Origin of the sequence: Hominisplanchenecus faecis, from assembly GCF_020687205.1 — a bacterium.
Classification (GTDB): domain Bacteria; phylum Bacillota; class Clostridia; order Lachnospirales; family Lachnospiraceae; genus Hominisplanchenecus; species Hominisplanchenecus faecis.
In genome coordinates, this window is record NZ_JAJEQE010000014.1 from 24,830 (window position 1) to 49,957 (window position 25,128).

The window sequence follows — 25,128 nt, forward strand, 5'->3', positions numbered from 1 at the left end:
TAACGTATGTCTTATATTATTGTATTTTTCATATCAATGGTTCCACTGATCGAACTTCGAGGAGCGATTCCATATGCCATAGCCCAGGGACTGCCGTATGTGCCGTCCTACATCATAGCAATCCTCGGAAATATGCTTCCGGTGCCGTTCATTTATCTGTTTGCCAGAAAAGTACTGCTCTGGGGAGCCGACAAACCGGTGATCGGAAAGTTCTTCACCTACTGTATCGAGAAAGGTGAAAAAGGCGGAAAGAAACTTCAGGCAACAGCAGGAAAAGGCCTGTTTGTGGCACTGCTGCTGTTCGTAGGTATTCCGCTTCCGGGAACCGGAGCATGGACAGGAACACTTGCGGCAAGCTTTCTGGATATGGATTTTAAGTCCAGTATCATCGCAGTCATGCTCGGCGTTATGCTCGCCGGCATCATCATGGGACTTGCATCCGCAGGACTGCTCGGGGCAGTCAGTGCATTGTTTGCAGTGTAAGGTTTTTTATGGTTGACCTTATTTTCAGATAATGGTATGCTAAGAGATAAGGGAAACAGATAGTTTCCTTTCAATAAAGCGTGGTATCTGATACCGGGAAAGGAGAATTGTTATGGTAAAAAGAAATATCGTACTTGGCAATGTAGCAAATGTTCAGGAGTTCAACAGAATCTGCGGACATATGGATTTTGATGTAGATCTGGCACAGGGCAAATACCTGGTAGATGCAAAATCCATCATGGGCATTTTCAGTCTGGACATGGAAAAACCATTAGAGCTGTGTGCAAATACAAACGATGAAGCTTTGATTGACGAAAAGTTCAAAGCTTTTATCCAGTAATTGCAGATGTTAAAAAAAGCAATACAAAGATATGCAGTCGCTTTTGGCATGGCAGCAGCCATGTTCGCCGCAGGAGCCGGGGGGATACAGAGAGCAAATGCGGCAGAGATTGCAGATCAGGCAGGAAGTGTACAGGAGTCTGAGACCGTGCGGCAAAGTGAAACGCCGCAGGAGTCCGAGATGCAGAGGCAGCCTGAGACTACACAGCAGTCCGAAACGACCGGCCAAAGTGAGACACTTCCTCTGAAAAATGTTAAAAAAGCACCGAAGCTTTCTGGAAAATGGGTAAAACAGCACGGGAAGATTCGGTTTCTTTTACAGGATAAGACTTATGCAACAAAGACCTGGGCAAACATAAAAGGCAGATATTATTATTTTGATAAAAACGGTTTCCGCCGCCAGGGGCTGTTCCGCTATCGCAATGGAAAGACGTACTATCTTGGCAAAAAGGGAGCGATGGTCACCGGATGGCAGAAGATCAGAAAGCACTGGTACTATTTCGGCAAAAACGGTTCCATGAAGAAAGCGTCCTGGATCAGGACAAAGACCGGTTATGCCTATGTAGATGCAAAAGGAAAGCGGCTGGTAAGCAGCTGGGTCAAAGTAAAAGGCAAAAAGTACTATATCGATGAAAAAGGCGTCAAAGTGACAAAGAGCCGTTACATTGGCAACAAAGCTTATTATTTTGACAAAAAAGGTGTTTATCATAAGGACAAAAAGATCAAAGAGCGGCTGATCAACCCGAAAGGAAAGATGGTGGCACTGACGTTTGACGATGGTCCGGGACCTTATACCGACCGTCTGTTAAAATGCCTGAAGAACAACCGGGCAGCAGCGACTTTCTTCCTGGTTGGGACGAGTATCGCAAATTATCCGGATACGATACAGCAGATGGCGAAGCAGGGATGCGAGATCGGAAATCACACCTGGGATCATGCAAGCCTTTCATCTTTAAACGGCAGTTCCATACAGAGTGAGATCAGCAGCACAAATGCTCAGATCCGTGCACTCACCGGCCACAATGCGACGCTGGTGCGTCCGCCGTATGGAGCCTACAACAGCAATGTGCAGATCAATGCGGGAGCACCGCTGATCCTGTGGAGCATTGATACCCTGGACTGGAAGACAAGAAACGCCAAGAATACGATAAATGTGGTTATGAATGAAGTGAAAGACGGTTCGATCATCCTGATGCACGATATCCACAGCCCGTCTGTGGATGCAGCAGAAGTGCTGATCCCGAAACTGATCGCATCCGGTTATCAGTTAGTTACGGTCAGTGAACTGGCAAAATACCGCAGTGTGGCTATGTACAGCGGAGGCGTGTACAATGCCTTTTACCGCTGAGTGGATTTTACGGATCCAAGTAGCAAAGCGGATTGCGAATATCCGCTTGATATGAAATAAAGCTGGAGTATAATCGAAAGATATACCCCAGCTTTTCGTTACTTTGTGATGTGAGATTTATGATGCCTGCGGATTGTTCCGTGCGTCGCACTCCCACAATCCCTGGCATCATATCTATTCTGCTTCGTGTTTTGCGACAGCGGCTTCTACGAATCCACGGAACAGCGGATGCGGACGGTTCGGGCGGGACTTCAGTTCCGGATGAGCCTGTGTTCCGATGAAGAACGGGTGATCCGGAAGTTCTACCATTTCCACGATACGTCCATCCGGAGAAATACCGGAGAGCATCATGCCGTTTTCTGTGAGCACTTTGCGGTAATCGTTGTTAAATTCATAACGATGACGATGACGTTCATGGATCGTTTCTTCACCGTAAAGCTTATAAGCCAGGGAAGATTTATCCAGTACACAAGGATAAGAACCAAGTCTTAAGGTACCGCCGATATCCTCGATGCCGTCCTGCTCCGGCAGAAGTGCAATGACCGGATGGGTAGTCTTAGGATCCAGTTCGATGCTGTGTGCGTCATTGTAGCCAACCACATGGCGGGCGAATTCAACAACCGATAACTGCATGCCAAGGCAGAGCCCAAGGAATGGGATCTTGCGGATACGGGCAAATTCGATTGCCGTGATCTTGCCTTCGATGCCACGGTCACCGAAACCGCCAGGGACCAGGATGCCATCCATATCACAGAGTACTTCTTCGACGTTACTGTTGTTGAGCAGTTCGGAATCCACCCACTTGATATTTACAGTCGCATGCTGTGCGATACCGCCGTGTTTCAGAGCCTCCACAACACTGATGTAAGCATCGTGCAGCTGGATATATTTGCCTACCAGAGCGATATTTACTTCTTTTGTCGGATGACGCAGAGCATTTACCATAGCTTTCCAGTCTTCCAGATCTGGCTCCGGGCAGTCAAGCTTCAGGCAGTCGCAGACAACCTGTGCCAGATGTTCTTTTTCCATGGCAAGCGGTGCTTCGTAGAGATATTCCACATCAAGATTCTGCAGAACATGGTCACTTGGCACGTTACAGAACAGTGCGATCTTGTCCTTGATGCTATTGTCAAGCGGCAGCTCGGAACGGCACACGATCACATCCGGCTGAATTCCCATACCCTGGAGCTCCTTTACGCTGGCCTGTGTCGGCTTGGTTTTCATTTCACCTGAGGCACGCAGGTAAGGGATCAGAGTAACGTGGATCAGGATCGCATTTTCATGTCCGACATCGTGCTGGAACTGACGGATGGATTCCAGGAACGGCTGACTTTCGATATCGCCGACCGTACCGCCAACTTCAATGATCGCAATGCTGGTTTCGTCTGATGTAAAATCGCGATGGAAACGGCTCTTGATCTCATTGGTGATATGAGGGATGACCTGTACCGTTCCACCGCCGAAATCTCCGCGGCGTTCTTTCTGCAGAACGGACCAGTAAATCTTACCGGTTGTGACATTGGAATTTTTCGTCAGACTTTCGTCGATAAAACGCTCATAATGTCCAAGGTCCAGGTCTGTCTCAGCACCGTCGTCGGTTACAAATACCTCACCATGCTGGATCGGATTCATCGTTCCCGGGTCGATATTGATATAAGGATCGAATTTCTGCATCGTTACTTTGTAGCCACGTGCTTTCAGAAGTCGTCCGAGGGATGCGGCTGTGATACCCTTTCCCAGTCCGGAAACAACACCTCCTGTTACAAATACATATTTTACTGACATAATTTCCTCCGTTCTGTGCACAAAACACGCATTTTTTTTGACCAGATATTAAGTTCCTAAAAAAAATACGGAAAAGATTATACACTATGCAAAGAAAAAAATCCAGTAAATCATACTGGATTTTTCAAAAAAGTACAAAGAAATTTTAGTGATAGTTTTTGTTGTTCTCATATTTTGCTTCCATCGTGAACTGGATACCGAGCTGTTTCAGCTTTTTGATATCCACCGGGGAGAGCATAACAGAAGTATGTGCCTGGCATTCGGCAAGTTTCGGCAGCTGTTTCATAGCCAGAGCAGCATCTTCATGAGCGGCGGCACTGATGGACAGGGCGATCAGGACCTCATCGGTATGCAGTCTCGGATTGCGGCTTCCGAGGTAAGCAGTTTTCAGACGCTGGATCGGCTCCAGAGATTCCGGTGCAATGATATTTTTCTCGTGGTCAATGCCGGCAAGCTCTTTTAAGGCATTTAACAGAACCGCAGAAGCGGCACCGAGCAGGTCAGAAGTCTTTCCGGTGATGATCCTGCCGTCCGGCAGTTCTATAGCAGCAGCCGGAGCACCGGTCAGTTCTGCGACACGTCTTGCAGCCGGAACAACCTTGCGGTCGGTTGCAGTAACGCCGGCCTGGTTCATGATCAGCTCGATCTTATAAACTTCCTCTTCCTGATTGCGTCCGGTCAGAAGTCCGTTCAGTGCGTTGAAGTAGCGGCGGATGATCTCCTGGCGGGAAGCTTCCTGGCAGAGTGCATCATCGCAGATGCAGTTCCCGGCCATGTTGACGCCCATGTCAGTCGGAGACTGATAAGGGCTTTCGCCGTAGATCTTTTCAAACATTGCTTTTAAAACCGGGAAGATTTCCACATCACGGTTGTAGTTTACCGTGGTAAATCCATAAGCTTCCAGATGGAACGGATCAATCATGTTGACATCGTTCAGGTCAGCCGTTGCTGCCTCATATGCCAGGTTGATCGGATGTTTCAGCGGAATGTTCCAGATCGGGAAAGTCTCGAATTTCGCATATCCGGCACGGATACCTCTGCGATGCTCCTGATAAAGCTGAGATAAGCAGGTAGCCATCTTTCCGCTTCCAGGACCAGGGGCAGTGATCACGACCAGAGGGCGGGAAGTTTCGATGTAGTCATTTTTACCGAATCCCTCATCACTTACGATATGAGAAACATTATTCGGATAACCCGGAATCATATAGAGGGTGTAAACCTTGATGCCGAGTTTGATCAGACGTTGTTTAAACAGGTCTGCACTGGTCTGTCCGGAGTATTTTGTGATAACGACACTTCCGACAAAAAGTCCACGTTCTTCGAAAGAGTCGATCAGACGCAGTACATCGGTATCGTAAGTGATGCCGAGGTCGCCGCGGATTTTATTTTTTTCAATATCCACCGCACTGATGACGATGACGATCTCTGCGTGCTCGGACAGCTGCATCAGAAGCTGAAGCTTGGAATCCGGCTCAAATCCCGGCAGTACACGGGAAGCGTGGTAGTCATCAAATAACTTTCCGCCAAATTCCAGATAAAGTTTGTCTCCGAATTTGTCAATACGCTCGCGGATACAGCGAGACTGTGTAGCAAGATATTTTTCGTTGTCAAATCCTTTTTTCATATGATTAAGAACCTTTCCTAAAAATTCAAGTCGGATGCACGCAAGAACCGGCGTGCATTTCCTTGTTACAAAGTAACTCTTGCACTAGTATACAATAAATCATACCCGTTCGGCTACCGTTTTTTTAGAAAAGATTCATAATTGTGAGCTTTTTTTCACAATCTATATATTGATTTCTTCTGAAACTGTACTTATAATGGGATAAGTTGGAGTTTGCATATGAGGAGGACAAAAATGGACAACAATCAGATGCAGGGCGGCGGTCCTGGCAGACCACAGGGACCGGGTGGACAAAAACAGCCGGACAATGGTCGCAATAAGAACAATGGGAAAAAGCAAGGCGGCGGCAAAAGCATTCTGGTTTTTCTGGTGATTACTTTGATTGTGATGCTTGCCACGAATATCGTTACCAGTATGGTAAAAGATACAACCGAGCGTAAGATCAGCTATAATCAGTTTATTAACATGGTTGACCGTGGAGAGGTCGAATCTGTAGAGATCGGTTCCAACCGAATCGACATCAACCTGAAAAATCAGCCAATACCGGGTGTGAAGATCACCTGTTATACCGGTATCATGGACGATCCGACACTGACAGACCGACTGCTCAAGGCAGGTGTACAGTGTAGCAAAACCGTACCGGACAATTCTTCTTACCTGATCTTAAATATCGTGGCAAATGTTCTGCCGCTGGTTATGATCGGATTTATTTTCTACTTTTTCATGCGTCGTATGGGATCAGGCGGCGGAGTCATGGGTGTCGGCAAGAGCAAGGCAAAAGTTTACGGCGAGAAGGAAACCGGTGTGACCTTCCAGGATGTTGCCGGACAGGATGAAGCAAAAGAATCGCTTCAGGAAGTCGTAGGATTTCTCGAAGATCCGCAGAAATACGTGAAGATCGGAGCGAAGCTGCCGAAAGGAGCACTGCTTGTCGGCCCTCCGGGTACCGGTAAGACACTGCTGGCAAAGGCAGTCGCAGGAGAGGCACACGTGCCGTTCTTCTCCATTTCCGGTTCCGATTTCGTGGAAATGTTTGTCGGTGTCGGTGCATCGCGTGTGCGAGACCTGTTTGAAGAGGCCAAAAAGAGTGCACCGTGTATCATTTTTATCGATGAGATCGATGCGATCGGTAAGAGCCGTGACAGCCGTTATGGCGGCGGAAACGACGAGCGTGAGCAGACACTGAACCAGCTGCTTGCGGAGATGGATGGTTTTGATTCCTCCAAAGGTGTGCTGATCCTTGCAGCAACGAACCGTCCGGAAGTTCTGGACTCTGCACTTCTGCGTCCGGGACGTTTTGACCGCCGAGTGATCGTAGACCGCCCGGATCTCAAAGGAAGAGAAGATATTCTGCGTGTACACGCAAAGAACGTTAATCTTGATGAGACGGTCAATTTCAAAGAAATCGCCCTGGCAACAGCCGGAGCTGTCGGATCAGACCTAGCAAATATGGTCAATGAAGCAGCCATCCTTGCTGTAAAAGCAGGAAGAAGTGCCGTATCTCAGGCAGATTTATCAGAAGCAGTCGAGCTGGTTGAAATGGGAAAAGAAAAGAAAAACAAGATCCTGAGCAAAAAAGAGCGGGAGATCGTTTCCTATCATGAAGTCGGACACGCACTGGTCAGTGCACTGCAAAAAGATGCAGAGCCGGTACAGAAAATCACGATCGTGCCGCGTACATCCGGAGCACTCGGCTATGTCATGAACATTCCGGAAGAGGAGAAATGCCTCTATACAAAAGAAGAACTGTGGGCGAGACTGGTAGAATTTACCGGCGGCCGTGCAGCAGAGGAGATCGTATTTGGTTCAGTGACAACCGGAGCATCCAATGATATCGAGAAAGCAACTTCCATTGCCCGCTCAATGATCACACGCTACGGTATGTCTGAGAAATTCGGACTGACCGGTCTGGAGCGTGCGGCAAACCAGTACCTCGATAATCAGACGGTTCTGGACTGCAGTGAGGTGACACAGGCCGAGGTCGATAAAGAGATCACTGCTATGCTCAAAAAGGCATATAAGGAAGCAAAAGACATGCTTACGGCAAACCGCAGCATTCTGGATCACATCGCCGCTTTCCTGATCGAGAAAGAGACGATCACCGGAAAGGAATTTATGGAGATCCTGCGTAAAGTACAGGCAGAAGAAGCACAGAAAAACAGCGAAATACAGACCGAAGAAAATAGCACAAAAGTAAATCTTTCAAAAGAGAACACAGCAGACACCGCAACCGAGTAAGTGAGGATGTAAAAGCAGATGTTTGATATTCAGGAAGAATTAAAAAAGCTCCCGGCTAAGCCGGGAGTTTATATTATGCATGATGACAGAGATGCCATTATTTATGTGGGCAAGGCGATCAGCCTGAAGAACAGGGTGCGGCAGTATTTTCAGACCAGCCGCAATAAAGGTGCCAAAATCGAGCAGATGGTCACAAGGATCGCCAGATTTGAATATATCGTGACGGATTCCGAGCTGGAGGCACTGGTTCTGGAGTGCAATCTGATCAAGGAACACCGCCCGAAGTACAATACGATGCTCAAGGATGATAAGACTTATCCATTTATAAAAGTAACGACATCGGAGGCATATCCTCGGATTTTGTTTTCAAGGAGCATGAAAAAGGATAAAAATAAATATTACGGACCCTACACCAGTGCCGGGGCAGTCAAAGATACGATCGAGCTGATCCGTAAGATCTACAAAGTCCGTACCTGTAATCGCAGACTGCCGCAGGATATCGGAAAAGAGCGTCCCTGCCTGAATTATCACATCAAACAGTGTGATGCACCATGTCAGGGCTATATCAGTCAGGAAGAGTACCGCAGATCCTTAAACGGAGCGATGGATTTTCTGAATGGAAACTACGGACCAATCCTGAAAATGCTCGAAAAGCGGATGCTGGATGCCTCGGAGCGTATGGAGTACGAGGAGGCAGCGGCCTGGCGTGACCTCAAAAACAGCGTCAGCCAGATCGCACAGAAGCAGAAGATCACAAGCAGCGACGGCGAGGACAAAGATGTGATCGCCGTGAAAATGGATGGCAGCGACGCAGTAGCCCAGGTATTTTTTATCAGACAGGGCAGGCTGATCGGCAGAGACCATTTCTTCCTGCGGATCGCACCGCACGATTCGCAGAATATCGTGATCTCCAGTTTTATGAAGCAGTTCTATTCCGGCACGCCGTTTATTCCAAGGGAGATCATGATCCCGTGTGAGATCGAAGATCAGTCCGTCTTAGAAGAGTGGCTCGGAAAGCGAAAAGGGCAGAAGGTGCACATCAAAGTACCGAAAAAAGGTACCAGGGAAAAACTGGTTGAGCTTGCCACGCAGAATGCAGAGATTGTCCTGCGACAGGACAAAGATCGTATCAAACGAGAAGAAGGACGCACAATCGGGGCGATGAAAGAAATTGCCGGCTGGCTGGATCTGCCAGATCTGGTACGAGTGGAAGCCTATGATATTTCCAATATCAGTGGCTTTGAGTCGGTCGGATCCATGGCAGTCTTTGAACGCGGCAAACCAAAACGAAGCGATTACCGCAAATTCCGTATCAAAACCGTGCAGGGGCCAAACGACTACGCAAGCATGGAAGAAGTCCTGACAAGACGTTTTACACACGAGAGTGACCCTGAGAAAAAAGAGTATGACAGTTTCGGAAAACTGCCGGATTTGATCATGATGGACGGCGGCCGCGGTCAGGTCAATATCGCACTTGGCGTTCTGGAAAAGCTGGATCTTAACATCCCGGTCTGCGGTATGGTAAAAGATGACCGGCACCGCACCAGAGGCCTGTATTATAATAACGTAGAGATCCCGATCGACCGCGACAGCGAGGGATTTAAACTGATCACCCGCGTGCAGGATGAAGCCCACCGTTTTGCCATCGAGTATCACCGCTCCCTGCGAAGCAAAGATCAGGTACATTCGATTCTGGATGACATTGACGGTATCGGTCCGGCAAGAAGAAAGGCACTGATGCGTCATTTCCTCTCCCTGGAAGCGATCCGCGAGGCGAGCGAAGAGGAACTGGCAGCAGTGCCTTCAATGACCGCCTTAAGTGCAGGAAAAGTCTACGCTTTCTTCCATGAAAAGAAAAAAGAAGAACAAAGATGATTGTATGCAGCAAGAATGCCTCTGGCATTCTTGAATTTTCATGTGAACAGTATACAATTTTTTACAGAATCTGTTTTGTTTCTTGTATGATGTGTACGGATGTGATAGAATGAGAGCATGAAATCGAAGGAACGTGCATGGATTTGACGATGTTGTGTGCGTTCATGAGCAAGTAGCGAAGCGGATTGTGAATGTCCGCTTTACTGACAGGAAAGGACAAAAACAGATGAACAGTAACAGTAGTGTAGAATTGACAAAAATTGCAAAAAGCATGGAACTGAAGAATCTGACACCGGATGTTGATATTTCATCGATCGTGGTGACCACACCGGATATCAACAGACCGGCACTGCAGCTGACCGGATATTTCGAACATTTCGCATCCGAGCGTGTACAGATTGTCGGTTATGTGGAATTTACTTATCTGGAACATATGACGAGAAATCAGAGAGTGCATGCCTATGAGCAGTTCTGTGCCCATAAGGTTCCGTGCATTATCTTTACATCGAGAACGGATCCGGATGAAGATATCCTGCGTATCGCCACAGAGAACGGTATTCCGGTCTTTACCACAGAGAAAAATACATCTCCGTTTATGGCAGAGATCATCCGCTGGCTGAATGTAGAGCTGGCTCCTTGTATTTCTATCCACGGCGTGCTGGTAGATGTATACGGCGAAGGTGTCCTGATCATGGGCGAGAGCGGCATCGGTAAGAGTGAGGCAGCTCTGGAGCTGATCAAGAGAGGCCATCGTCTGGTATCCGATGACGTCGTAGAGATCCGCAAAGTCAGCGATGCGAGCCTGGTCGGAAGTGCTCCGGATATCACCCGCCACTTTATCGAGCTTCGCGGTATCGGTATCATTGATGCCAAGACCTTATTTGGTGTGGAGAGCGTGAAAAATACACAGACCATTGACCTGGTTATCAAATTGGAAGAGTGGGACAAGGACAAAGAATACGACAGACTCGGACTTCAGGAAGAATACACCGAGTTCCTCGGCAACCGCGTTGTATGCCATTCCATTCCGATCCGTCCGGGACGAAGCCTGGCTGTGATCGTAGAGTCTGCTGCTGTCAACCACAGACAGAAAAAGATGGGTTATAATGCAGCTCAGGAGCTTTATAACCGTGTTCAGAAGTCACTTGCAAAGAAAAAAGAGGAGCAGAAGAAATGAAAAAATATTGTTTTGGAATCGATATCGGAGGAACAACCGTAAAATGCGGACTTTTTAATGTAGACGGAGAAGTCCTGGATAAATGGGAAATTAAGACAAGAACCGAAAACAACGGCGAAAATATCATCGCAGACATCGCAGAGACGATGAATGCCAAGATCGCAGAAAAAGGTCTGGACAAAGAAGAGATCGTTGGAGCAGGCGTTGGTGTACCGGGACCGGCAGATGAAGAAGGCAACGTTCCGGTAGCCGTCAATCTGCACTGGGGATTTGTACCACTTTCCAAAGAGCTTTCCGAAAAGACAGGTCTTGCGGTACGCGTCGGAAACGATGCAAACGTGGCAGCACTCGGCGAAATGTGGAAAGGCGGAGCAGTCGGCTATCACAATGTTGTTATGGTGACACTTGGAACCGGTGTCGGCGGCGGCATCATCATCAATGGCAAGATCGTAACCGGAAGCAACGGAGCCGGCGGTGAGATCGGACATATCCATGTAACCGACAGCGTTGACAAACCTTGCAACTGTGGCAACACCGGATGTCTGGAACAGGTTGCATCTGCAACAGGTGTCGTATATCTGGCAAACAAAAAGCTGGCATCCTGCGATACCCCTTCCGTTCTGCGTGACGGAGAAGTCAGTGCAAAAAGCGTCTTTGATGCCGTAAAAGCAGGCGATGCAGTTGCACAGGAAATCGCAGAAGAATTCGGCAGATACCTCGGTCTTGCATGTGCAAACATCGCAGGTGTGGTAGATCCGCAGGTATTTGTAATCGGCGGCGGCGTCTCCAAAGCCGGAAAGATACTCTTTGATTATATCGAGAAATATTACAAAAAATATGCATTTCCATCCTGCAAAGATGTAAAATTTGCACTGGCAACACTGGGCAATGATGCCGGTATCTACGGTGCAGCAAAACTGATGCTGTAATAAAACAATGGCAGTCAGCACCGCAATACTTGCAGAAGTGAGAGTCTTCTCCGACTGAGATAAATAAAAATTCCATGAGAATTTACTTGATTTAAGTAATATCCTCATGGAATTTTTTGTATCCAAATGAAATTTTAAGATTCAGACAACAAATGCTTTGAACACCAGAGCAGATGCTTTTATGGAATGATCTCCAGGATCTTATCTCCGCCCGGAGCCGTGGTGCCTCCGGAGTCTCCGCCGGAGCTATCGCCGGAAGTGCTGCCGCCGGAGCCGGAACCTGTGCCAGAGCCGGTATCTCCGCTTCCGGAAGAATCGCCGGAGCCGGAATTGCCGTCAGGTGTAGTTGTTGAACCGGAATTTGCATCAGAACCCGGCGTGGTCGCACCATCCTTCTTCGAATCATCGGCATCCATATCTGCCGCATCTTTTTTCGGATTCAGGATATCCGTGATCTTATCCAGGATGTTGTGACCTTTGCAGGTCGCACTTGGCGGAGCATAAGCGGAATCTTCCGTTGTGCCCTCGCTTCCGGCCGGTCGTTTGACAAAGATTTTCGTTGTCGTGGTACAGGTCGCAGTCGGGAGCAGTCCGGTGGAAGAGCAGACCTTTACAGCCGTGTGCACATCGCAGCTCTTGGTCGGTGTCGTGCCTTTTGCAAAATATTCCGTGTAAGCCATGGAGCCTCGCGGATCTCCGGTGCAGACACCATCCACGGCGAGCAGTCCGGATTTCTTACATACATAGGCAGTTTCCACACTGTCCGGCTGTTCAAACTGTCTGACCGGAAGATTTTCGTGGATGCGGCTCATGATCGCAGTCCACAGTTTTTTGTGATACGTGTGGTAAAGATCGCCGGACGGGAGCGTATCGTGGTTGTCATAGCCGCCCCAGACCGTACACGTATAATACGGGCTGTATGCGGCAAACCAGATATCACGGTCGTCCGAAGTCGTACCGGTCTTGCCGGCGATCGGCATCTCGCCGAGGCTGACATCGGAGGCTGTTCCGCCGGCTTTTACAACATCCATCATCGCCTGTGTCAGCAGGAAAGCGGTGCTGTCCTTTAAAACTGTCTTTTCTTCCGGAGTATTGTCAATGATCACTTTTCCTTCGGAATCCTCGATACGGGAATAAAACTTCGCTTCGTTGTATTTGCCGCCGTTAGCAATCGTTGCATAGGCATCGCACAGCTCGATGTTTACGACACCGTCCGTGATACCGCCAAGAGCCAGCGGCTGGCGTACGTCCAGATTTTCATCATCGTAAAGTGTGCTGATGCCGAGAGCTTCGGCATACTCAAAACCAAGCCGCGGTGTGATCTCGGTCAGACATTTGACTGCTACTACGTTAATTGAACCTGCGATCGCCTGACGGATCGTAGTCAGTCCGGTGTAGGCATTTTTACCTGCCCAGTTATTGACCGGGACACCGTTTGTGTAATTGTAAGGTGCATTGTCGAATACCGTAGCAAGCGTCATATTCTCGGCATCAAGAGCCGGAGCGTATGTGCTGACGATCTTAAAAGTCGAACCAGGCTGTCTGCGGGTTTCCGTGGCACGGTTCAGCGTCAGGCTGGCTTCCTTTTCGCCACGTCCGCCGACGATCGCCTTCACATATCCGGTCTCATTGTCGATGATCACGACAGAGGCCTGTGGCTGCGGAACAAGAGAAACACGCTCGCCAAGCACAGTATCGCCTTTTTCAACCATGGCGTTTTTGTAAGTCTCTGCGGCAGCTTTTGCAGATTCCTCATCGTCAAACATCATGTTAAAAGAGCTGTCCTGTTTCTGGAACCAGCTGCGGAGCATTTCACTGCTGTAATTGATAATCTCGCCGTCGGATTTCTGGATACTCAGAGCATAATCGAGACCAATCAGCGTCACCGAAGGATAATTCTCCGGGTTGGCAAACTCCGCATCGCAGATTTTTTGAATCTCTTCATCCTGATTGGAATAAATCTTCAGACCGCCGGAGTAAACAGCTTTGTAAGCCTGCTGTCTGGTGTATCCCTTGACTTCCACAAGGTCATCCATGACCTGTTCGATCAGAGCGTCCGTATAGTAACTGTAAATAGAAACCTCGTCCGTCTCCTGAGCCGTTTTCTGGATACGGGAATACACATCGTCCGCAAGGGCATCCTGCTGCTGCTGTTCGCTGATATAGCCCTGATCGACCATTTTCTGAAGAATGATCTTGCGTCGCTTTGCATTCTCATCCGGATTGATGATCGGATTGTACAGCGTCGGATTCTGTGTAATGCCGGCAATGACCGTAGATTCCGAGAGATTCAGCTGAGATACATCTTTATTAAAATAGCGTTTGGCAGCAGCCTGTACGCCGTACGAGCTGGCACCTAAGTTGATCGTGTTCAGATAATCCTGCAAAATCTGGTCCTTCGACATCTTTTTCTCCAGCTGCAGAGCCAGATACTGCTCCTGGAACTTACGACGCAGCTTCTGAGAAAGAGCCGTCTGCGTCACCCAGTCCGTAAAAACATTATTCTTGATCAGCTGCTGCGTGATCGTACTGGCACCCTCTGAGAAATCCCCACTGGTGATGCCGATCACTGCGGCACGGGCGATACCCTGGATATCGATGCCGTGATGCTTGTAAAAACGCTCATCCTCGACGGCAACGATCGCATGCTGCAGATCCTCCGGGATCTGATCCAGCTTCACAAGAATACGGTTGGAAGTTGATTCGGCAAGCTTCTGGACCGGTTTATTGCCGGTGTTATAGATGTAGGTGGCCGATTCTGCCGGTGCAACCGAGAGAGAATCGATGTTAGGGGCACTGGCGATCAGCCCTTTGATCATGCCGACACCGGCCGCCGTGCCAAGGATGACGCAAAACAGCAGAAGTACCAGAAAAATCTTCAGAGCCGTAAGCGAAATACGCCGGAAGATCCTGGTTCCCGTTGGAATGCTCTTCTTGCGGGCAACGTGGTTTTTGTCAAAATTCATATAAAATACCTCCGAAAAAAGACAGTAAATTTTGCTATGTAAAAACGATAACGTTTAAAAAGCAGGATGTGCTACAAAATCATTCGAAATTCGCTCATTTTTCAGCGAAAAATGGCTGCTTTCTCATGATTTAGCGGAACCCATGATGCCATACGGATTGTTCCGTACTGCGTACTTTCACAATCCTACCCAACATTCGCATATCGTGAAGCTTACGCTCCACTTTTATGCGCATATTGGGGCGGGTCATTAAGCCATAAAACCACTCCTGTGCAAGCACATCGTGGTTTCAGGCTTTTGACCCTGGCATCTTAGTATTTTATCACACAACTTTCAGGAAAGAAAGAGCAAAGGAGGATTTCTGCTGTTGCTTCTTTTGGGGGACTCTGGTAAGATAGCATAAGTATTACCGAATTCTGGAATTTTAATCGGAGGGTTTTGGCATATGAAAGAATATAAAATTGTCTATTGCGGCGGAGAGGGCGAGATCGTTGAGAAAAAATCACGTTTTATCGCGACCGTAAAGCCGGTGGACTCGGAGGAGGAAGCATCTGCATTTATTGCAGAGATGAAAAAGAAATACTGGGATGCCAGACATAACTGTTCTGCATTTGTGATCGGGGAACATAATGAAATACAGAGAAGCAGTGACGACGGGGAACCGGCAGGAACAGCAGGTCATCCGATGCTGGACGTGCTGCTCGGAGAGGGCATCCACAACACAGCCGTTGTGGTGACACGTTATTTCGGCGGAACACTGCTTGGAACAGGCGGGCTTGTCCGTGCGTATTCAAAATCTGTACAGGCAGGGCTTGCGGCCAGCACCGTACTCGAAAAGAAAAAAGGCTTTCTGCTGGCGATGGAAACCGATTATTCCGGGATCGGTAAGATCCAGTATCTGCTCGGACAGAGAGGGCTTCTGATCACAGATTCTCAGTATACGGACAAAGTGACCGTCGAGACGCTGGTTCCGCAGGAAGAGCTTGTCTTTGTCAAAGAAGAGATCACAGAAGGGACGAACGGCAAGACGGTCTTTGCAAAAGAAGAACCGGTTGCCTATGCATTTGACGGGAAAACACCGGTCTTTTTCTAAGCAGGGAAAGGACTGCTTGCAATTTACAGGGGTTCGACGTAAAATATAAGGGATTAATTCGGAGGAAAATAATTTATGAGTGACAAATGTAATGCTCCGGTAGGAGTTTTTGATTCCGGCGTTGGCGGTCTTACGGTGGCTCGTGAGATCATGCGAAACCTGCCGGAAGAGAATATCGTATATTTCGGGGACACAGCCCGTGTTCCTTATGGAACAAAATCAAAAGATACGGTGCTGCGTTATTCCAGACAGATCATCCGCTTTTTAAAAACACAGGATGTCAAAGCGATCGTGATCGCCTGCAATACGGCAAGTGCCTATGCACTGGAAGATGTGGAAAAAGAGCTGGATATTCCGATCATTGGTGTAGTAAAGCCGGGAGCGAAAGTAGCATGTGAGGCAACCCACAACAAAAAGATCGGTGTTATCGCTACAGAAGCAACAATAAATTCGGGAATTTATTCTTCTTATATCACCAGACAGGACCCGCAGATCCAGGTGATCGGCAAGGCATGTCCGCTGTTTGTGCCGCTCGTAGAAGAAGGATGGCTGAAAGACTCGGTGACATTTGAAGTTGCGGGCAGATATCTGCGGAAACTGATGGAGCAGGACATCGATACCCTGATTCTTGGATGCACCCACTATCCGCTTCTGCGTTCCACACTGCGTGAAATTGTCGGAGAAAAGGTGACACTGGTCAATCCGGCTTATGAGACTGCACGTGAGCTGAAACAGCTTCTTGCAGAAAAAGGACTGACAAACATCCAGTCTCAGGAAGAAGCACGTAAATATCAGTTTTATGTCAGCGACCAGGCAGATAAATTTATGAGATTTGCAGATTCGATTCTGCCATTTGATGTAAATACCACAAAGAAGATCAGCATAGAGGAGTACTAAATGACAAAAGATATAATCCTCCGCATCAGCGGTGTACAATTTCCGGATGGAGAAGAAAACAGTGAAGAGATGGAAGTGATCACTTCCGGCAGCTACTTTGAAAAAGACGGCCGCCATTATATCAAGTACGATGAAGTACAGGAAGATTCCAATGAAGTGATTCGCAATCTTCTGAAAATCGAAAACGGCAGTCTGGAACTGACCAGACGCGGGATGACAAACGTGCATATGGTGTTCGAAAAAGACAAAAAAAGCGAATCTTATTACGACACCCCATTTGGAAGATTCCTGGTCGGGATCTCCGCAACACATCTGGATGTCAGCGAAAAAGAAGACAGCATTGATGTGCAGGTAAAATACGCACTGGAGATCAACAGTGAGTATATTGCAGACTGCAGCATCAGCATTTGTGCAAATTCCAAATAAAAAGTGCATCCATATCTCTCGATACGCATGCACTTGAAAGTTTTTATTTCTTCTTTTTCTTTCCCTTGGAATCTTCGGCAGCAGATGCATTGAGCTCTTTTGACTTGCGAAGAAGCTTTTCGGAAAGACGGACACGCAGGCTCTTTTTCTGCTGCGGTGCCTCAACTCGTCCGCCGCGGACACTCTTGATCTCAGTTATGTAGATACCGCTGACAACAGCCTTGATCTCTTTCTTTACCGGAATAGAATCAAAAATAGTTGTTTCGCTGATCAGCGTCTGGATCTTAGGACCGATCTTTGCTTTGACAACCGGGATCTTCGTACGACGCATATACCACGGTGTCTGATCGATGACAATCTGAGGAAGACCGGATTCCTTTAGTTTGAGGCGTTTCTTATCAATAATAAGCATAGAGACGACCTGACGAGTCGCTTCGAGCTGTTCCTGTTGTGCGGCCTGTTTTTTCTGTGCTTTCTGTCCAAAGTAATAAAGAAGTGCAAGTGCGATTACCAGCACGAGCAGAATTACAATGAGGACATTCCAAAATGTAGACATAGTACACCCTCCTAAATAAGTTCATATATTTCAATATTGTACCATTTATTTGCAGAAAGTGCAAGAAGCGGTACCGAATAATTACAATTTTATGAATATCATCAATTTAGGGTGGTAATTTCTATTATAGATGTGATATTATGATGCAAGGGTTAAAAAGTCATGCGTTTCATGTTTACATGAAAACGCATGACTTTGGAACCCGTAAAAACATGAGAAAGTAGTCCGCCAGGACGGATTTCGAATGTTTTCAGGATTGCGGGAGCATGAAATGCGGAGCAATCCGTAGCATCATAATATGTGGGCAGGACAGTATGTCTATGGAGCCCGTAAAAACATGAGAAAGTAGTCCGCCAGGACGGATTTCGAATGTTTTCAGGATTGCGGGAGCATGAAATGCGGAGCAATCCGTGGAATCATAATAATGCAAGGTGGCCAGAGTATGACTTTGGAATCCGCTAAACATGAGAAAGTAGTCCGAAGGGCGAATTTATCACCAGTGTGGAGGGGAATATGAACGAAAGTGAAAAACAGAAGCGAGCGGATGCCCGCAAAAAAAGAAAAAGGCGACAGATGTTTATAGGGAGGATGATCATAGTCCTTCTTCTGGTCATCATCCTTGGCCTGTGTGCATTTCTTGGAAAAGATATGCTTGAAAAGAAAAAGCTTCGGGACAACCGGGAGCAGGCAGCGACCAGTGCTGAAAGTGAGAGTACGGCAGATACCGCAGGCACAGAGAGTGCAGCCGAGACAGAAACACAGGCACAGAAAAAAGAAGACGATATCATGTCTCAGGCAGAATTAAAGGCAGCACAGTATGATTATGACGGTGCAATTGAGCTTTTAAAGGCATCTTCTGATTTCGCAGACAGTCAGGATATGCAGGATAAAGTGGCAGAGTACGAGCAGGCAAAATCGGAGCTTGTAGAATATCCACTTGACCAGGTGACGCATGTATTTTATCATACATTAATATATGACACCTCGAAAGCATTTGATGGTGATTCCAAAGAAGCCGGATATAATCAGGTTATGACTACCATCGATGAGTTCAACAAGATCACACAGTCTATGTATGACAAAGGATATGTGATGGTAAGTCTGCATGATATGTGTACGGTCAATGAAGATGGTACCGTATCACCGGGCAAGATCATGCTTCCGCCGGGCAAAAAGGCATTTGTCCTTTCACAGGACGATGTCAGTTACTATCATTATATGGATGGTGATGGCATGGCAACGAAGCTGATTGTGGATGAAAATGGCGATATTAAAAATGAATATAAAGAAGATGACGGAAGTATATCAGTAGGCGATTACGATATGGTGCCTCTGATCGATCGCTTTGTGGAAGAGCATCCGGATTTCTCCTATCACGGACATAAGGGAATCATTGCTCTGACCGGATACAACGGTATACTCGGTTATCGCACCGATATCGCATACAAGACAAGAAAAGACCTGGATGAGTACCAGGAGAAATTCTTCGAAGAGAACCCGGATTTCGACAAAGCAGCCTGGAAAAAGGAAAGACAGCAGGCAAAAAAAGTGGCAGATGCCATGAAAGAAGAAGGATGGGAGTTTGCAAGTCATACATGGGGACATATCAATGTTGGCGAAGCAAGTCTTGAAAGACTGCAGACCGATACACAGAAATGGCTGGACTATGTAAAACCGCTTGTCGGAGACACCAATGTGATCATTTTTGCCTTTGGTTCCGACCTTGGCGACTGGCAGCCATACACATCAGATAACGAAAAATTCGCTTATCTTAAGAGCATGGGATTTGATATTTACTGTAATGTAGATTCCACGCAGTACTGGGTACAGTTTGGAGAAAATTATATGCGTCAGGGAAGAAGAAATCTGGACGGCTACCGTATGTATTATAATCCGGAAATGCTGGAAGATCTTTTTAATGCCGGAGAAGTCTTTGATAAAGCAAGACCGACACCGGTACCGGAAATGTAAAGCGACGCAAGATCTGAAAGGAGAAACAACTACAATGAAAAGAAAAGTAATCGCAGCCCTGCTTCTTGGCATGGCGATCACCGTGACAGGATGTTCAGGAAACACGACAAAAGATACAGACACCACAACCGAAGCAGCATCGGATGCGTCTTCTGAGACAACCGCAGACAGCTCATCTGAGAGTGAAGCAGCAACAGAAGCAGCAGAACGCCCGGACTACAAAGCACTGGATTATGTCAAACTGGGAGACTACAAAGGACTGGAAGTAACACTGGCATCCATCGATGTCACAGACGAAGAAGTCGAGCAGCAGGTTGAGACAAACTTAAACAACAACGACAAATCCGAAGAGCTCAAAGAAGGTACCGTAGAAAACGGTGATGTGGCAAACATCGACTACGAAGGAAAATTAAACGGAAAAGCATTTGACGGCGGCACAGCAGAAGGCTACGATCTGACGATCGGCTCCGGCAGCTTCATCGACGGCTTTGAAGACGGACTGATTGGCAAAAAGATCGGAGATACCGTAGATCTGAACCTGACTTTCCCGAAAGATTACAGTTCCACCGACCTGGCAGGCAAAGAAGTTGTATTTACCGTTAAGATCAATTCCGTAAAACGTGCACCAAAGCTGACAGATGAGCTTGCAGCGGAAATTTCCAATAATGAATACAAAACAGTAGAAGCATACAACAACTATATAAAAGAAGAACTGGAAAACACGAAAAAAGAAAACCAGCACAACCAGGAACTCAATGATCTGGTAGCACTTGCATACCAGAATGCAACCGTAAACGATTATCCGCAGGAAATGATCGATTATCAGCTGGAGCAGGTTACCTCCTATTATAAATCCTACGCAGATCAGTATGGCATGGAATATGCAGATTTCCTGAAACAGCAGGTAGGCATGACGGAAGAAGAATTTGTAAAGAAAATGACAGAAACCGTAAAACAGAGCCTTGGCCAGGAAATGGTACTGCGTGCGATCGCAGAGACAGAAGGCGTTGAGATTTCCGATGAAAAATTCCAGGAAAAAGCAAGCAAATACGCAGCACAGATGGGATCAACAGATGTAGATGCATTTATCAGCCAGTATGGTAAGAGCACGATCATGGCAAGCATTCTGCAGGATGAAGCAGTGGAGATCCTTGAGAAAAATGCCGTTGTAAAAAATGCAGACGGTACACTGGCAGAGACAACAGCAGAAACCGAGACAGAAACAGCATCTAAATAAAAAAATGTCTGTAATGATCCGGTGCAGGCCGAAGCACTTGCTGCCGGGCCATTACAGGTGTTTCATAAGAAAAATTGTAATTGCGAAGTTGCTGAGCATTACATAAGTAAAATAAGTGAGGAGGAAACTTAATGATTACGTTACAGGGAAAAGGTGTTTTTGGTGGAATCGCAATTGGAGAGATCGCTTTCTTTAAGAGAGATTCCGGTGTAGTACAGCGAAAAAAAGTAGAAGATCCGCAGGCTGAGATCCAGCGTTTCGAAAATGCAAAAGCAAAAGCCATTGAAGAACTCGGTGAACTGTATGACAAAGCCGTTTCTGAAGTTGGCGAGAGCAATGCCATGCTTTTCCAGACACATCAGTTCATGCTGGAAGATCTGGACTATGTAGAAGCAATCGAAAACATGATCCAGACACAGTCTGTAAATGCAGAATATGCAGTCAGCGTTACCGGAGATAATTTCTCACAGATGTTTGCTTCCATGGATGATGACTATATGCGTGAGCGTGCTGCTGACGTAAAGGATATTTCAGCCCGTGTAGTGAAAATCCTTACCGGAGCAGGTGAGAGCGGACTGGTAACGGACAAGCCGGTCATTCTGGCATCAGACGATCTTGCACCGAGCGAGACCGTACAGCTCAATAAAGATATGGTATTGTCTTTTGTGACACAGGGCGGTTCTACGAACTCCCATACCGCAATTCTTGCAAAGACGATGAACATCCCGGCAATCATCGGTATCGGTGATGCACTGGATGAGAAATACGAAGGAAAAGAAGCCATCGTGGATGGAGCAAACGGATGCCTGATCATCGAGCCGGATGAAGAGACCATGAAAGAATATCAGGCAAAGAAACAGGAGTATCTGGCACAGCAGGAGCTTCTGCAGCAGTTCCGCGGAAAAGAGACCGTATCTTTGGACGGACAGAAAGTAAAACTGTATGCCAATATCGGAAATGCATCTGATATCGGAGCTGTGATCAAAAATGATGCAGCAGGCATCGGACTGTTCCGAAGCGAGTTTCTGTATCTGGAAAATGACAATTTCCCGACCGAAGAAGAACAGTTTAAAGTATATAAATATGTGGCTGAGACGATGGGACAGAAACAGGTCATCATCCGTACACTGGATATCGGAGCAGACAAGCAGATTGATTACTTTAACCTGCCTCACGAAGAAAATCCGGCAATGGGTTACCGTGCGATCCGTATCTGCCTGAAACAGCAGGATATTTTCCGTACACAGCTGCGTGCTCTGCTGCGTGCATCTGCATTTGGAAACATTGCCATCATGTTCCCGATGATCGTGGCACTGGAAGAAGTACTGCAGATCAAAGAGATCGTAAAGAGTGTTATGGCAGAATTAGATGCAAGTGGCATCCCGTACAACAAAGAGATCCAGCTTGGTATCATGATCGAGACACCGGCAGCAGCCATGATCAGCGATGACCTGGCAAAAGAAGTCGATTTCTTCAGCGTCGGAACAAACGACCTGACACAGTATACAACCGCTGTAGACAGACAGAATGCAAACCTGGAGGGATTCTACTATCCGCATCACAAAGGTCTGCTGCGTCTGATCAAAATGGCAGCAGACAATGCACATAAGAACGGCATCTGGATCGGTATCTGCGGTGAACTCGGAGCAGATATGGAGATGACAGAAGCATTCCTGGCAATGGGCATCGACGAACTGTCTGTATCACCGGCATGTGTTCTGCCGCTGCGTAAGAAGATCCGCGAGACTTCAGTCAAAGAAAGACAGGAAGAAATCTTAAAAAATGTGCTCTAAAATATTTTGTTTTGATTTAGATATGACACTTCTGGATCACAAGACTTTTCACATTTCCGAAAAAGTGCTTAAGGATCTGGAAACACTGAAAAAAGAAGGTCATGTGGTAGCTGTCGCAACCGGTCGCGATATGGACAGTGAATTCAGCAAAGCTTATAAAAAGCAGCTGAATCCGGATGCGATCGTCCACAGCAACGGACAGAAAGTAACCGTAGGCGAGAAGAAGATCCGGGAAGTCTTCATGGATCCGAAGCTGATTGCACGTATGATGGAGTTCTGCCGTGAGCATCATCTTTGCATCGGCATGAACATCGGCAAATACGGCTGCTATGTCAACAAAGAAGTGCTGATCGAGCATGAAAAGCGGATTTTCGGAGACGGAGACCGCGAGTACATAGACGAGTCCAACCTTCTGACACACCCGTTTTACGGACTGGCATACTTTGGCGATCCAAAAGGTACCGATCTGCTCCGGGAAGCATTTCCGGAAATCAAGACGCCGCTTTTTGCCGACCGCAGAGGGGCAGATGTCATCACAAAAGAAGTTTCCAAGGCAAACGGCATCCAGGCACTTCTGGACTATTACCAGAAAGACTGGTCTGACATCGTGGCATTTGGAGACAGCATGAACGATTACGAAATGATAGAGAAGGCAGGAAACGGCATCGCCATGGGAAATGCTGTGGATAAGCTCAAAGAAGTGGCAGATTACGTGACCAGGCCGATCGAAGAAGAAGGCGTGAGCTTTGCACTTCGCCATTTCGGTTATCTTTCGGCGGATCAGTAGATTATAAAGCAAGGTCAGATGTGCACTCATCAGGATGAGAATGCACAGTCTGACCTGCTTTTTTATTGTTCTGCGTTCATTTCGGATATAGTAAAGACAGAAAAAGATATTTAACGAAGCTCTGCGATGCGGGTCACGCCGACATAGATCTCCTGGATTTTATACCAGGTGCGATAGTCCACAATACCGGTCACCGGAAGATTGAAAATATCCTGAAAAACTTCCACCGCCTTCTGTGTCTCTTCTCCGTAAATACCATCTACGGCGATCCGCGGGATCAGAGGATAATTATTTGAAATCGCATTTAACTGTTCCTGCATCTGCTCCACTTTCGGCCCGGTTGCCCCGATGTCGAGATCGTATCCAGGCCAGGAAGAAGGAATCCCGGAAATCTCCTCCGCTGAATTGATATAGATGTTGTCGCCATAGTAGTAGCGGAGGATTTCTGTGGCTGTGTATCCCTGATCTGCCAGAGACTTTGAACCCCACTGTGACAACCAGTTCGGACAGCTGACCCGTTTGCCGTCGCAGTACTGCGTCAGGATTGGCTGTTTGACGTTCGGGCGGGATAAATAATCGGCAAAAAGCTCATCCACAACCTCCGAGATACTCTCAAAAATATTTCGGCTGTAGATCCATTTGTGGTCAAATGCAGTCGAGGACGTGATCGTAAAATCAAATCCTTTATTGCGGTACCATTCCGTGTATACACGGTTTAAGGTAAACGACATGATCGCCAGCACATTGGCACGGATGGCGGCCTTCGGCCAGGTGGCATAGATTTCGCTGGAAGCCACATTTTTGATATAATCGCGGTAACGCACATAATAATCGCCCGCAGTGCTGTCCGTCGGGGCACCGTCGTGCACCACGATAAATTCCGGGATCACTACGCGGCTTAGGACGATCTCGCCGCTCTGCGAGAGAGGTTTGATCTCCGCCTCTGCGATTTTTGGCGGATAATCGCCATAGAGCGTGTGAGCCGGGATCACGACATTGTCATATGCTTCCGGGCCGGCGAGCGGTTTCAGCCGGATATCCTGCAAAGCCAGCTGATTTGCGAGGATTTCCGCACCGGAGATCGTAAGCGGCTCATAGCCCGGAGCCGTAATGCGGAAATTGTACTCCGAGTAAGGCTGCATTTCGCCGGGACTTAAACTGTATTCCTCCGGCGGAGCCTCCAGCTCCAACGTATCCGTCTGTCCGACACTGTCCGTTCTGACTTCTTCCAGGATCTGATCCGGTTCCCCGGTGCTTGAAATATCGATCACGGCATCCTCCACGGGAGCAGCACGCAGCTGGGAAGTAACCTGTATCTGTAATTTTCCGGTAGCCATAGAACACCTCAAAAATTCCCTTGAAAAAGTATATGCAGAAGAACGGAAAAGATGCCAGAAAACAATTCCTGTGCCGGCACATCGTGCTTTCAGGCTTTTGAACCTGACATTATTTGTATAACTAATCATAAAAATGCATAAAAATTCGCAAACAAGTACTTGCAATCTTGATTATCTTGTGGTAGAATCTTAACAATTTGAGCATTTATGTATCCAGGGCTGAGGGGGGCGTAGTAGGGACTTACTATTACGTACCCTTTTTTAGAG

19 protein-coding genes are annotated in these 25,128 nt (G+C 47.3%); 14 read left to right on the forward strand and 5 right to left on the reverse strand.

Annotation, left to right across the window (positions count from 1 at the left end; translation table 11 throughout):
• The first annotated feature begins 6 nt into the window (after positions 1 to 6).
• The 3 genes from LKD42_RS05960 (at position 7) to LKD42_RS05970 (ending at position 2,170) form a co-directional block, all read left to right on the forward strand.
• Entirely contained in the window at positions 7 to 483 is a 477-nt protein-coding gene (locus LKD42_RS05960; RefSeq protein ID WP_022119537.1) for a COG2426 family protein, read from the forward strand.
• 112 nt (positions 484 to 595) lie between these two features.
• A complete protein-coding gene (locus LKD42_RS05965; protein ID WP_147631926.1) occupies positions 596 to 823 on the forward strand; it encodes an HPr family phosphocarrier protein in 228 nt (75 codons plus the stop codon).
• A 6-nt stretch (positions 824 to 829) separates the two neighbouring features.
• On the forward strand, positions 830 to 2,170 hold the full coding sequence (locus LKD42_RS05970) for a polysaccharide deacetylase family protein (RefSeq protein ID WP_248835106.1): 1,341 nt from the start codon (positions 830 to 832) through the stop codon (positions 2,168 to 2,170).
• A gap of 174 nt (positions 2,171 to 2,344) precedes the next feature.
• On the opposite strand, the gene LKD42_RS05975 is transcribed toward LKD42_RS05970, so the two are convergent.
• Together LKD42_RS05975 and LKD42_RS05980 are read right to left on the reverse strand one after the other, a co-directional pair.
• On the reverse strand, positions 2,345 to 3,955 hold the full coding sequence (locus LKD42_RS05975; RefSeq protein WP_248835107.1) for a CTP synthase: 1,611 nt from the start codon (positions 3,953 to 3,955) through the stop codon (positions 2,345 to 2,347).
• A gap of 145 nt (positions 3,956 to 4,100) precedes the next feature.
• Positions 4,101 to 5,579: a DUF1846 domain-containing protein gene (locus LKD42_RS05980; RefSeq protein WP_147631928.1), complete on the reverse strand. Its 1,479-nt coding sequence runs from the start codon at positions 5,577 to 5,579 to the stop codon at positions 4,101 to 4,103.
• Between the two features lie 249 nt (positions 5,580 to 5,828).
• Here LKD42_RS05980 and ftsH point away from each other — a divergent pair, with 249 nt between their 5' ends.
• The 4 genes from ftsH to LKD42_RS06000 all read left to right on the forward strand — a co-directional run bounded on the left by ftsH (position 5,829) and on the right by LKD42_RS06000 (position 11,798).
• Positions 5,829 to 7,817: an ATP-dependent zinc metalloprotease FtsH gene (ftsH, locus tag LKD42_RS05985; protein ID WP_248835127.1), complete on the forward strand. Its 1,989-nt coding sequence runs from the start codon at positions 5,829 to 5,831 to the stop codon at positions 7,815 to 7,817.
• Positions 7,818 to 7,835: 18 nt separating this feature from the next.
• Positions 7,836 to 9,692, forward strand: coding sequence for an excinuclease ABC subunit UvrC (gene uvrC / locus LKD42_RS05990; protein WP_248835108.1), 1,857 nt, complete (start codon positions 7,836 to 7,838; stop codon positions 9,690 to 9,692).
• A 226-nt stretch (positions 9,693 to 9,918) separates the two neighbouring features.
• A complete protein-coding gene (gene hprK, locus LKD42_RS05995) occupies positions 9,919 to 10,869 on the forward strand; it encodes an HPr(Ser) kinase/phosphatase (protein WP_248835109.1) in 951 nt (316 codons plus the stop codon).
• The gene (locus LKD42_RS06000; RefSeq protein WP_248835110.1) at positions 10,866 to 11,798 is read left to right on the forward strand and encodes an ROK family glucokinase; all 933 of its coding nucleotides are present in this window, start codon (positions 10,866 to 10,868) and stop codon (positions 11,796 to 11,798) included. The genes hprK and LKD42_RS06000 overlap by 4 nt, the downstream gene beginning before the upstream one ends.
• A 179-nt stretch (positions 11,799 to 11,977) precedes the next feature.
• Here LKD42_RS06000 and LKD42_RS06005 read toward each other — a convergent pair whose 3' ends face one another.
• Positions 11,978 to 14,764 (reverse strand): transglycosylase domain-containing protein, encoded by a 2,787-nt coding sequence (locus LKD42_RS06005; RefSeq protein WP_248835111.1) that lies wholly within the window; start codon positions 14,762 to 14,764, stop codon positions 11,978 to 11,980.
• 445 nt (positions 14,765 to 15,209) lie between these two features.
• On the opposite strand from LKD42_RS06005, the gene LKD42_RS06010 reads away from it, so the two are divergent.
• The 3 genes from LKD42_RS06010 (at position 15,210) to LKD42_RS06020 (ending at position 17,180) form a co-directional block, all read left to right on the forward strand.
• On the forward strand, positions 15,210 to 15,857 hold the full coding sequence (locus tag LKD42_RS06010) for a YigZ family protein (RefSeq protein ID WP_248835112.1): 648 nt from the start codon (positions 15,210 to 15,212) through the stop codon (positions 15,855 to 15,857).
• Between the two features lie 75 nt (positions 15,858 to 15,932).
• Entirely contained in the window at positions 15,933 to 16,754 is an 822-nt protein-coding gene (gene murI / locus LKD42_RS06015; protein WP_147631933.1) for a glutamate racemase, read from the forward strand.
• The gene (locus LKD42_RS06020; RefSeq protein ID WP_248835113.1) at positions 16,755 to 17,180 is read left to right on the forward strand and encodes a YwiB family protein; all 426 of its coding nucleotides are present in this window, start codon (positions 16,755 to 16,757) and stop codon (positions 17,178 to 17,180) included.
• A gap of 43 nt (positions 17,181 to 17,223) precedes the next feature.
• Here LKD42_RS06020 and LKD42_RS06025 read toward each other — a convergent pair whose 3' ends face one another.
• Positions 17,224 to 17,736 carry a hypothetical protein gene (locus LKD42_RS06025; RefSeq protein WP_022119550.1) on the reverse strand — a complete coding sequence of 171 codons (513 nt, stop codon included), beginning with the start codon at positions 17,734 to 17,736 and terminating at the stop codon, positions 17,224 to 17,226.
• A 513-nt stretch (positions 17,737 to 18,249) separates the two neighbouring features.
• Here LKD42_RS06025 and LKD42_RS06030 point away from each other — a divergent pair.
• From LKD42_RS06030 to LKD42_RS06045, 4 genes are all read left to right on the forward strand, one after another.
• The gene (locus tag LKD42_RS06030) at positions 18,250 to 19,707 is read left to right on the forward strand and encodes a polysaccharide deacetylase family protein (RefSeq protein ID WP_248835114.1); all 1,458 of its coding nucleotides are present in this window, start codon (positions 18,250 to 18,252) and stop codon (positions 19,705 to 19,707) included.
• A 34-nt stretch (positions 19,708 to 19,741) separates the two neighbouring features.
• On the forward strand, positions 19,742 to 20,944 hold the full coding sequence (gene tig / locus LKD42_RS06035) for a trigger factor (RefSeq protein WP_248835115.1): 1,203 nt from the start codon (positions 19,742 to 19,744) through the stop codon (positions 20,942 to 20,944).
• Between the two features lie 131 nt (positions 20,945 to 21,075).
• Entirely contained in the window at positions 21,076 to 22,737 is a 1,662-nt protein-coding gene (ptsP, locus tag LKD42_RS06040) for a phosphoenolpyruvate--protein phosphotransferase (protein ID WP_022119553.1), read from the forward strand.
• On the forward strand, positions 22,727 to 23,524 hold the full coding sequence (locus tag LKD42_RS06045; RefSeq protein WP_248835116.1) for an HAD family hydrolase: 798 nt from the start codon (positions 22,727 to 22,729) through the stop codon (positions 23,522 to 23,524). Before ptsP ends, LKD42_RS06045 begins: the two co-directional genes overlap by 11 nt.
• 110 nt (positions 23,525 to 23,634) lie before the next feature.
• On the opposite strand, the gene LKD42_RS06050 is transcribed toward LKD42_RS06045, so the two are convergent.
• On the reverse strand, positions 23,635 to 24,861 hold the full coding sequence (locus LKD42_RS06050; RefSeq protein ID WP_248835117.1) for a peptidoglycan-binding protein: 1,227 nt from the start codon (positions 24,859 to 24,861) through the stop codon (positions 23,635 to 23,637).
• Positions 24,862 to 25,128: the final 267 nt, after the last annotated feature.

Bases quoted from the DNA above. Each gene is read 5' to 3' on its own strand.
- LKD42_RS06030 (WP_248835114.1), top strand. From the start codon at position 18,250: ATGAACGAAAGTGAAAAACAGAAGCGAGCGGATGCCCGCAAAAAAAGA.
- LKD42_RS05970 (WP_248835106.1), top strand. From the start codon at position 830: ATGTTAAAAAAAGCAATACAAAGATATGCAGTCGCTTTTGGCATGGCA.
- murI (WP_147631933.1), top strand. From the start codon at position 15,933: ATGAGTGACAAATGTAATGCTCCGGTAGGAGTTTTTGATTCCGGCGTT.
- LKD42_RS05960 (WP_022119537.1), top strand. From the start codon at position 7: ATGTCTTATATTATTGTATTTTTCATATCAATGGTTCCACTGATCGAA.
- tig (WP_248835115.1), top strand. From the start codon at position 19,742: ATGAAAAGAAAAGTAATCGCAGCCCTGCTTCTTGGCATGGCGATCACC.
- LKD42_RS06050 (WP_248835117.1), bottom strand. From the start codon at position 24,861: ATGGCTACCGGAAAATTACAGATACAGGTTACTTCCCAGCTGCGTGCT.
- hprK (WP_248835109.1), top strand. From the start codon at position 9,919: ATGAACAGTAACAGTAGTGTAGAATTGACAAAAATTGCAAAAAGCATG.
- LKD42_RS06000 (WP_248835110.1), top strand. From the start codon at position 10,866: ATGAAAAAATATTGTTTTGGAATCGATATCGGAGGAACAACCGTAAAA.
- LKD42_RS06025 (WP_022119550.1), bottom strand. From the start codon at position 17,736: ATGTCTACATTTTGGAATGTCCTCATTGTAATTCTGCTCGTGCTGGTA.
- LKD42_RS06020 (WP_248835113.1), top strand. From the start codon at position 16,755: ATGACAAAAGATATAATCCTCCGCATCAGCGGTGTACAATTTCCGGAT.
- LKD42_RS06010 (WP_248835112.1), top strand. From the start codon at position 15,210: ATGAAAGAATATAAAATTGTCTATTGCGGCGGAGAGGGCGAGATCGTT.
- LKD42_RS06045 (WP_248835116.1), top strand. From the start codon at position 22,727: ATGTGCTCTAAAATATTTTGTTTTGATTTAGATATGACACTTCTGGAT.
- LKD42_RS05980 (WP_147631928.1), bottom strand. From the start codon at position 5,579: ATGAAAAAAGGATTTGACAACGAAAAATATCTTGCTACACAGTCTCGC.
- LKD42_RS06005 (WP_248835111.1), bottom strand. From the start codon at position 14,764: ATGAATTTTGACAAAAACCACGTTGCCCGCAAGAAGAGCATTCCAACG.
- LKD42_RS05965 (WP_147631926.1), top strand. From the start codon at position 596: ATGGTAAAAAGAAATATCGTACTTGGCAATGTAGCAAATGTTCAGGAG.
- ftsH (WP_248835127.1), top strand. From the start codon at position 5,829: ATGCAGGGCGGCGGTCCTGGCAGACCACAGGGACCGGGTGGACAAAAA.
- uvrC (WP_248835108.1), top strand. From the start codon at position 7,836: ATGTTTGATATTCAGGAAGAATTAAAAAAGCTCCCGGCTAAGCCGGGA.
- LKD42_RS05975 (WP_248835107.1), bottom strand. From the start codon at position 3,955: ATGTCAGTAAAATATGTATTTGTAACAGGAGGTGTTGTTTCCGGACTG.
- ptsP (WP_022119553.1), top strand. From the start codon at position 21,076: ATGATTACGTTACAGGGAAAAGGTGTTTTTGGTGGAATCGCAATTGGA.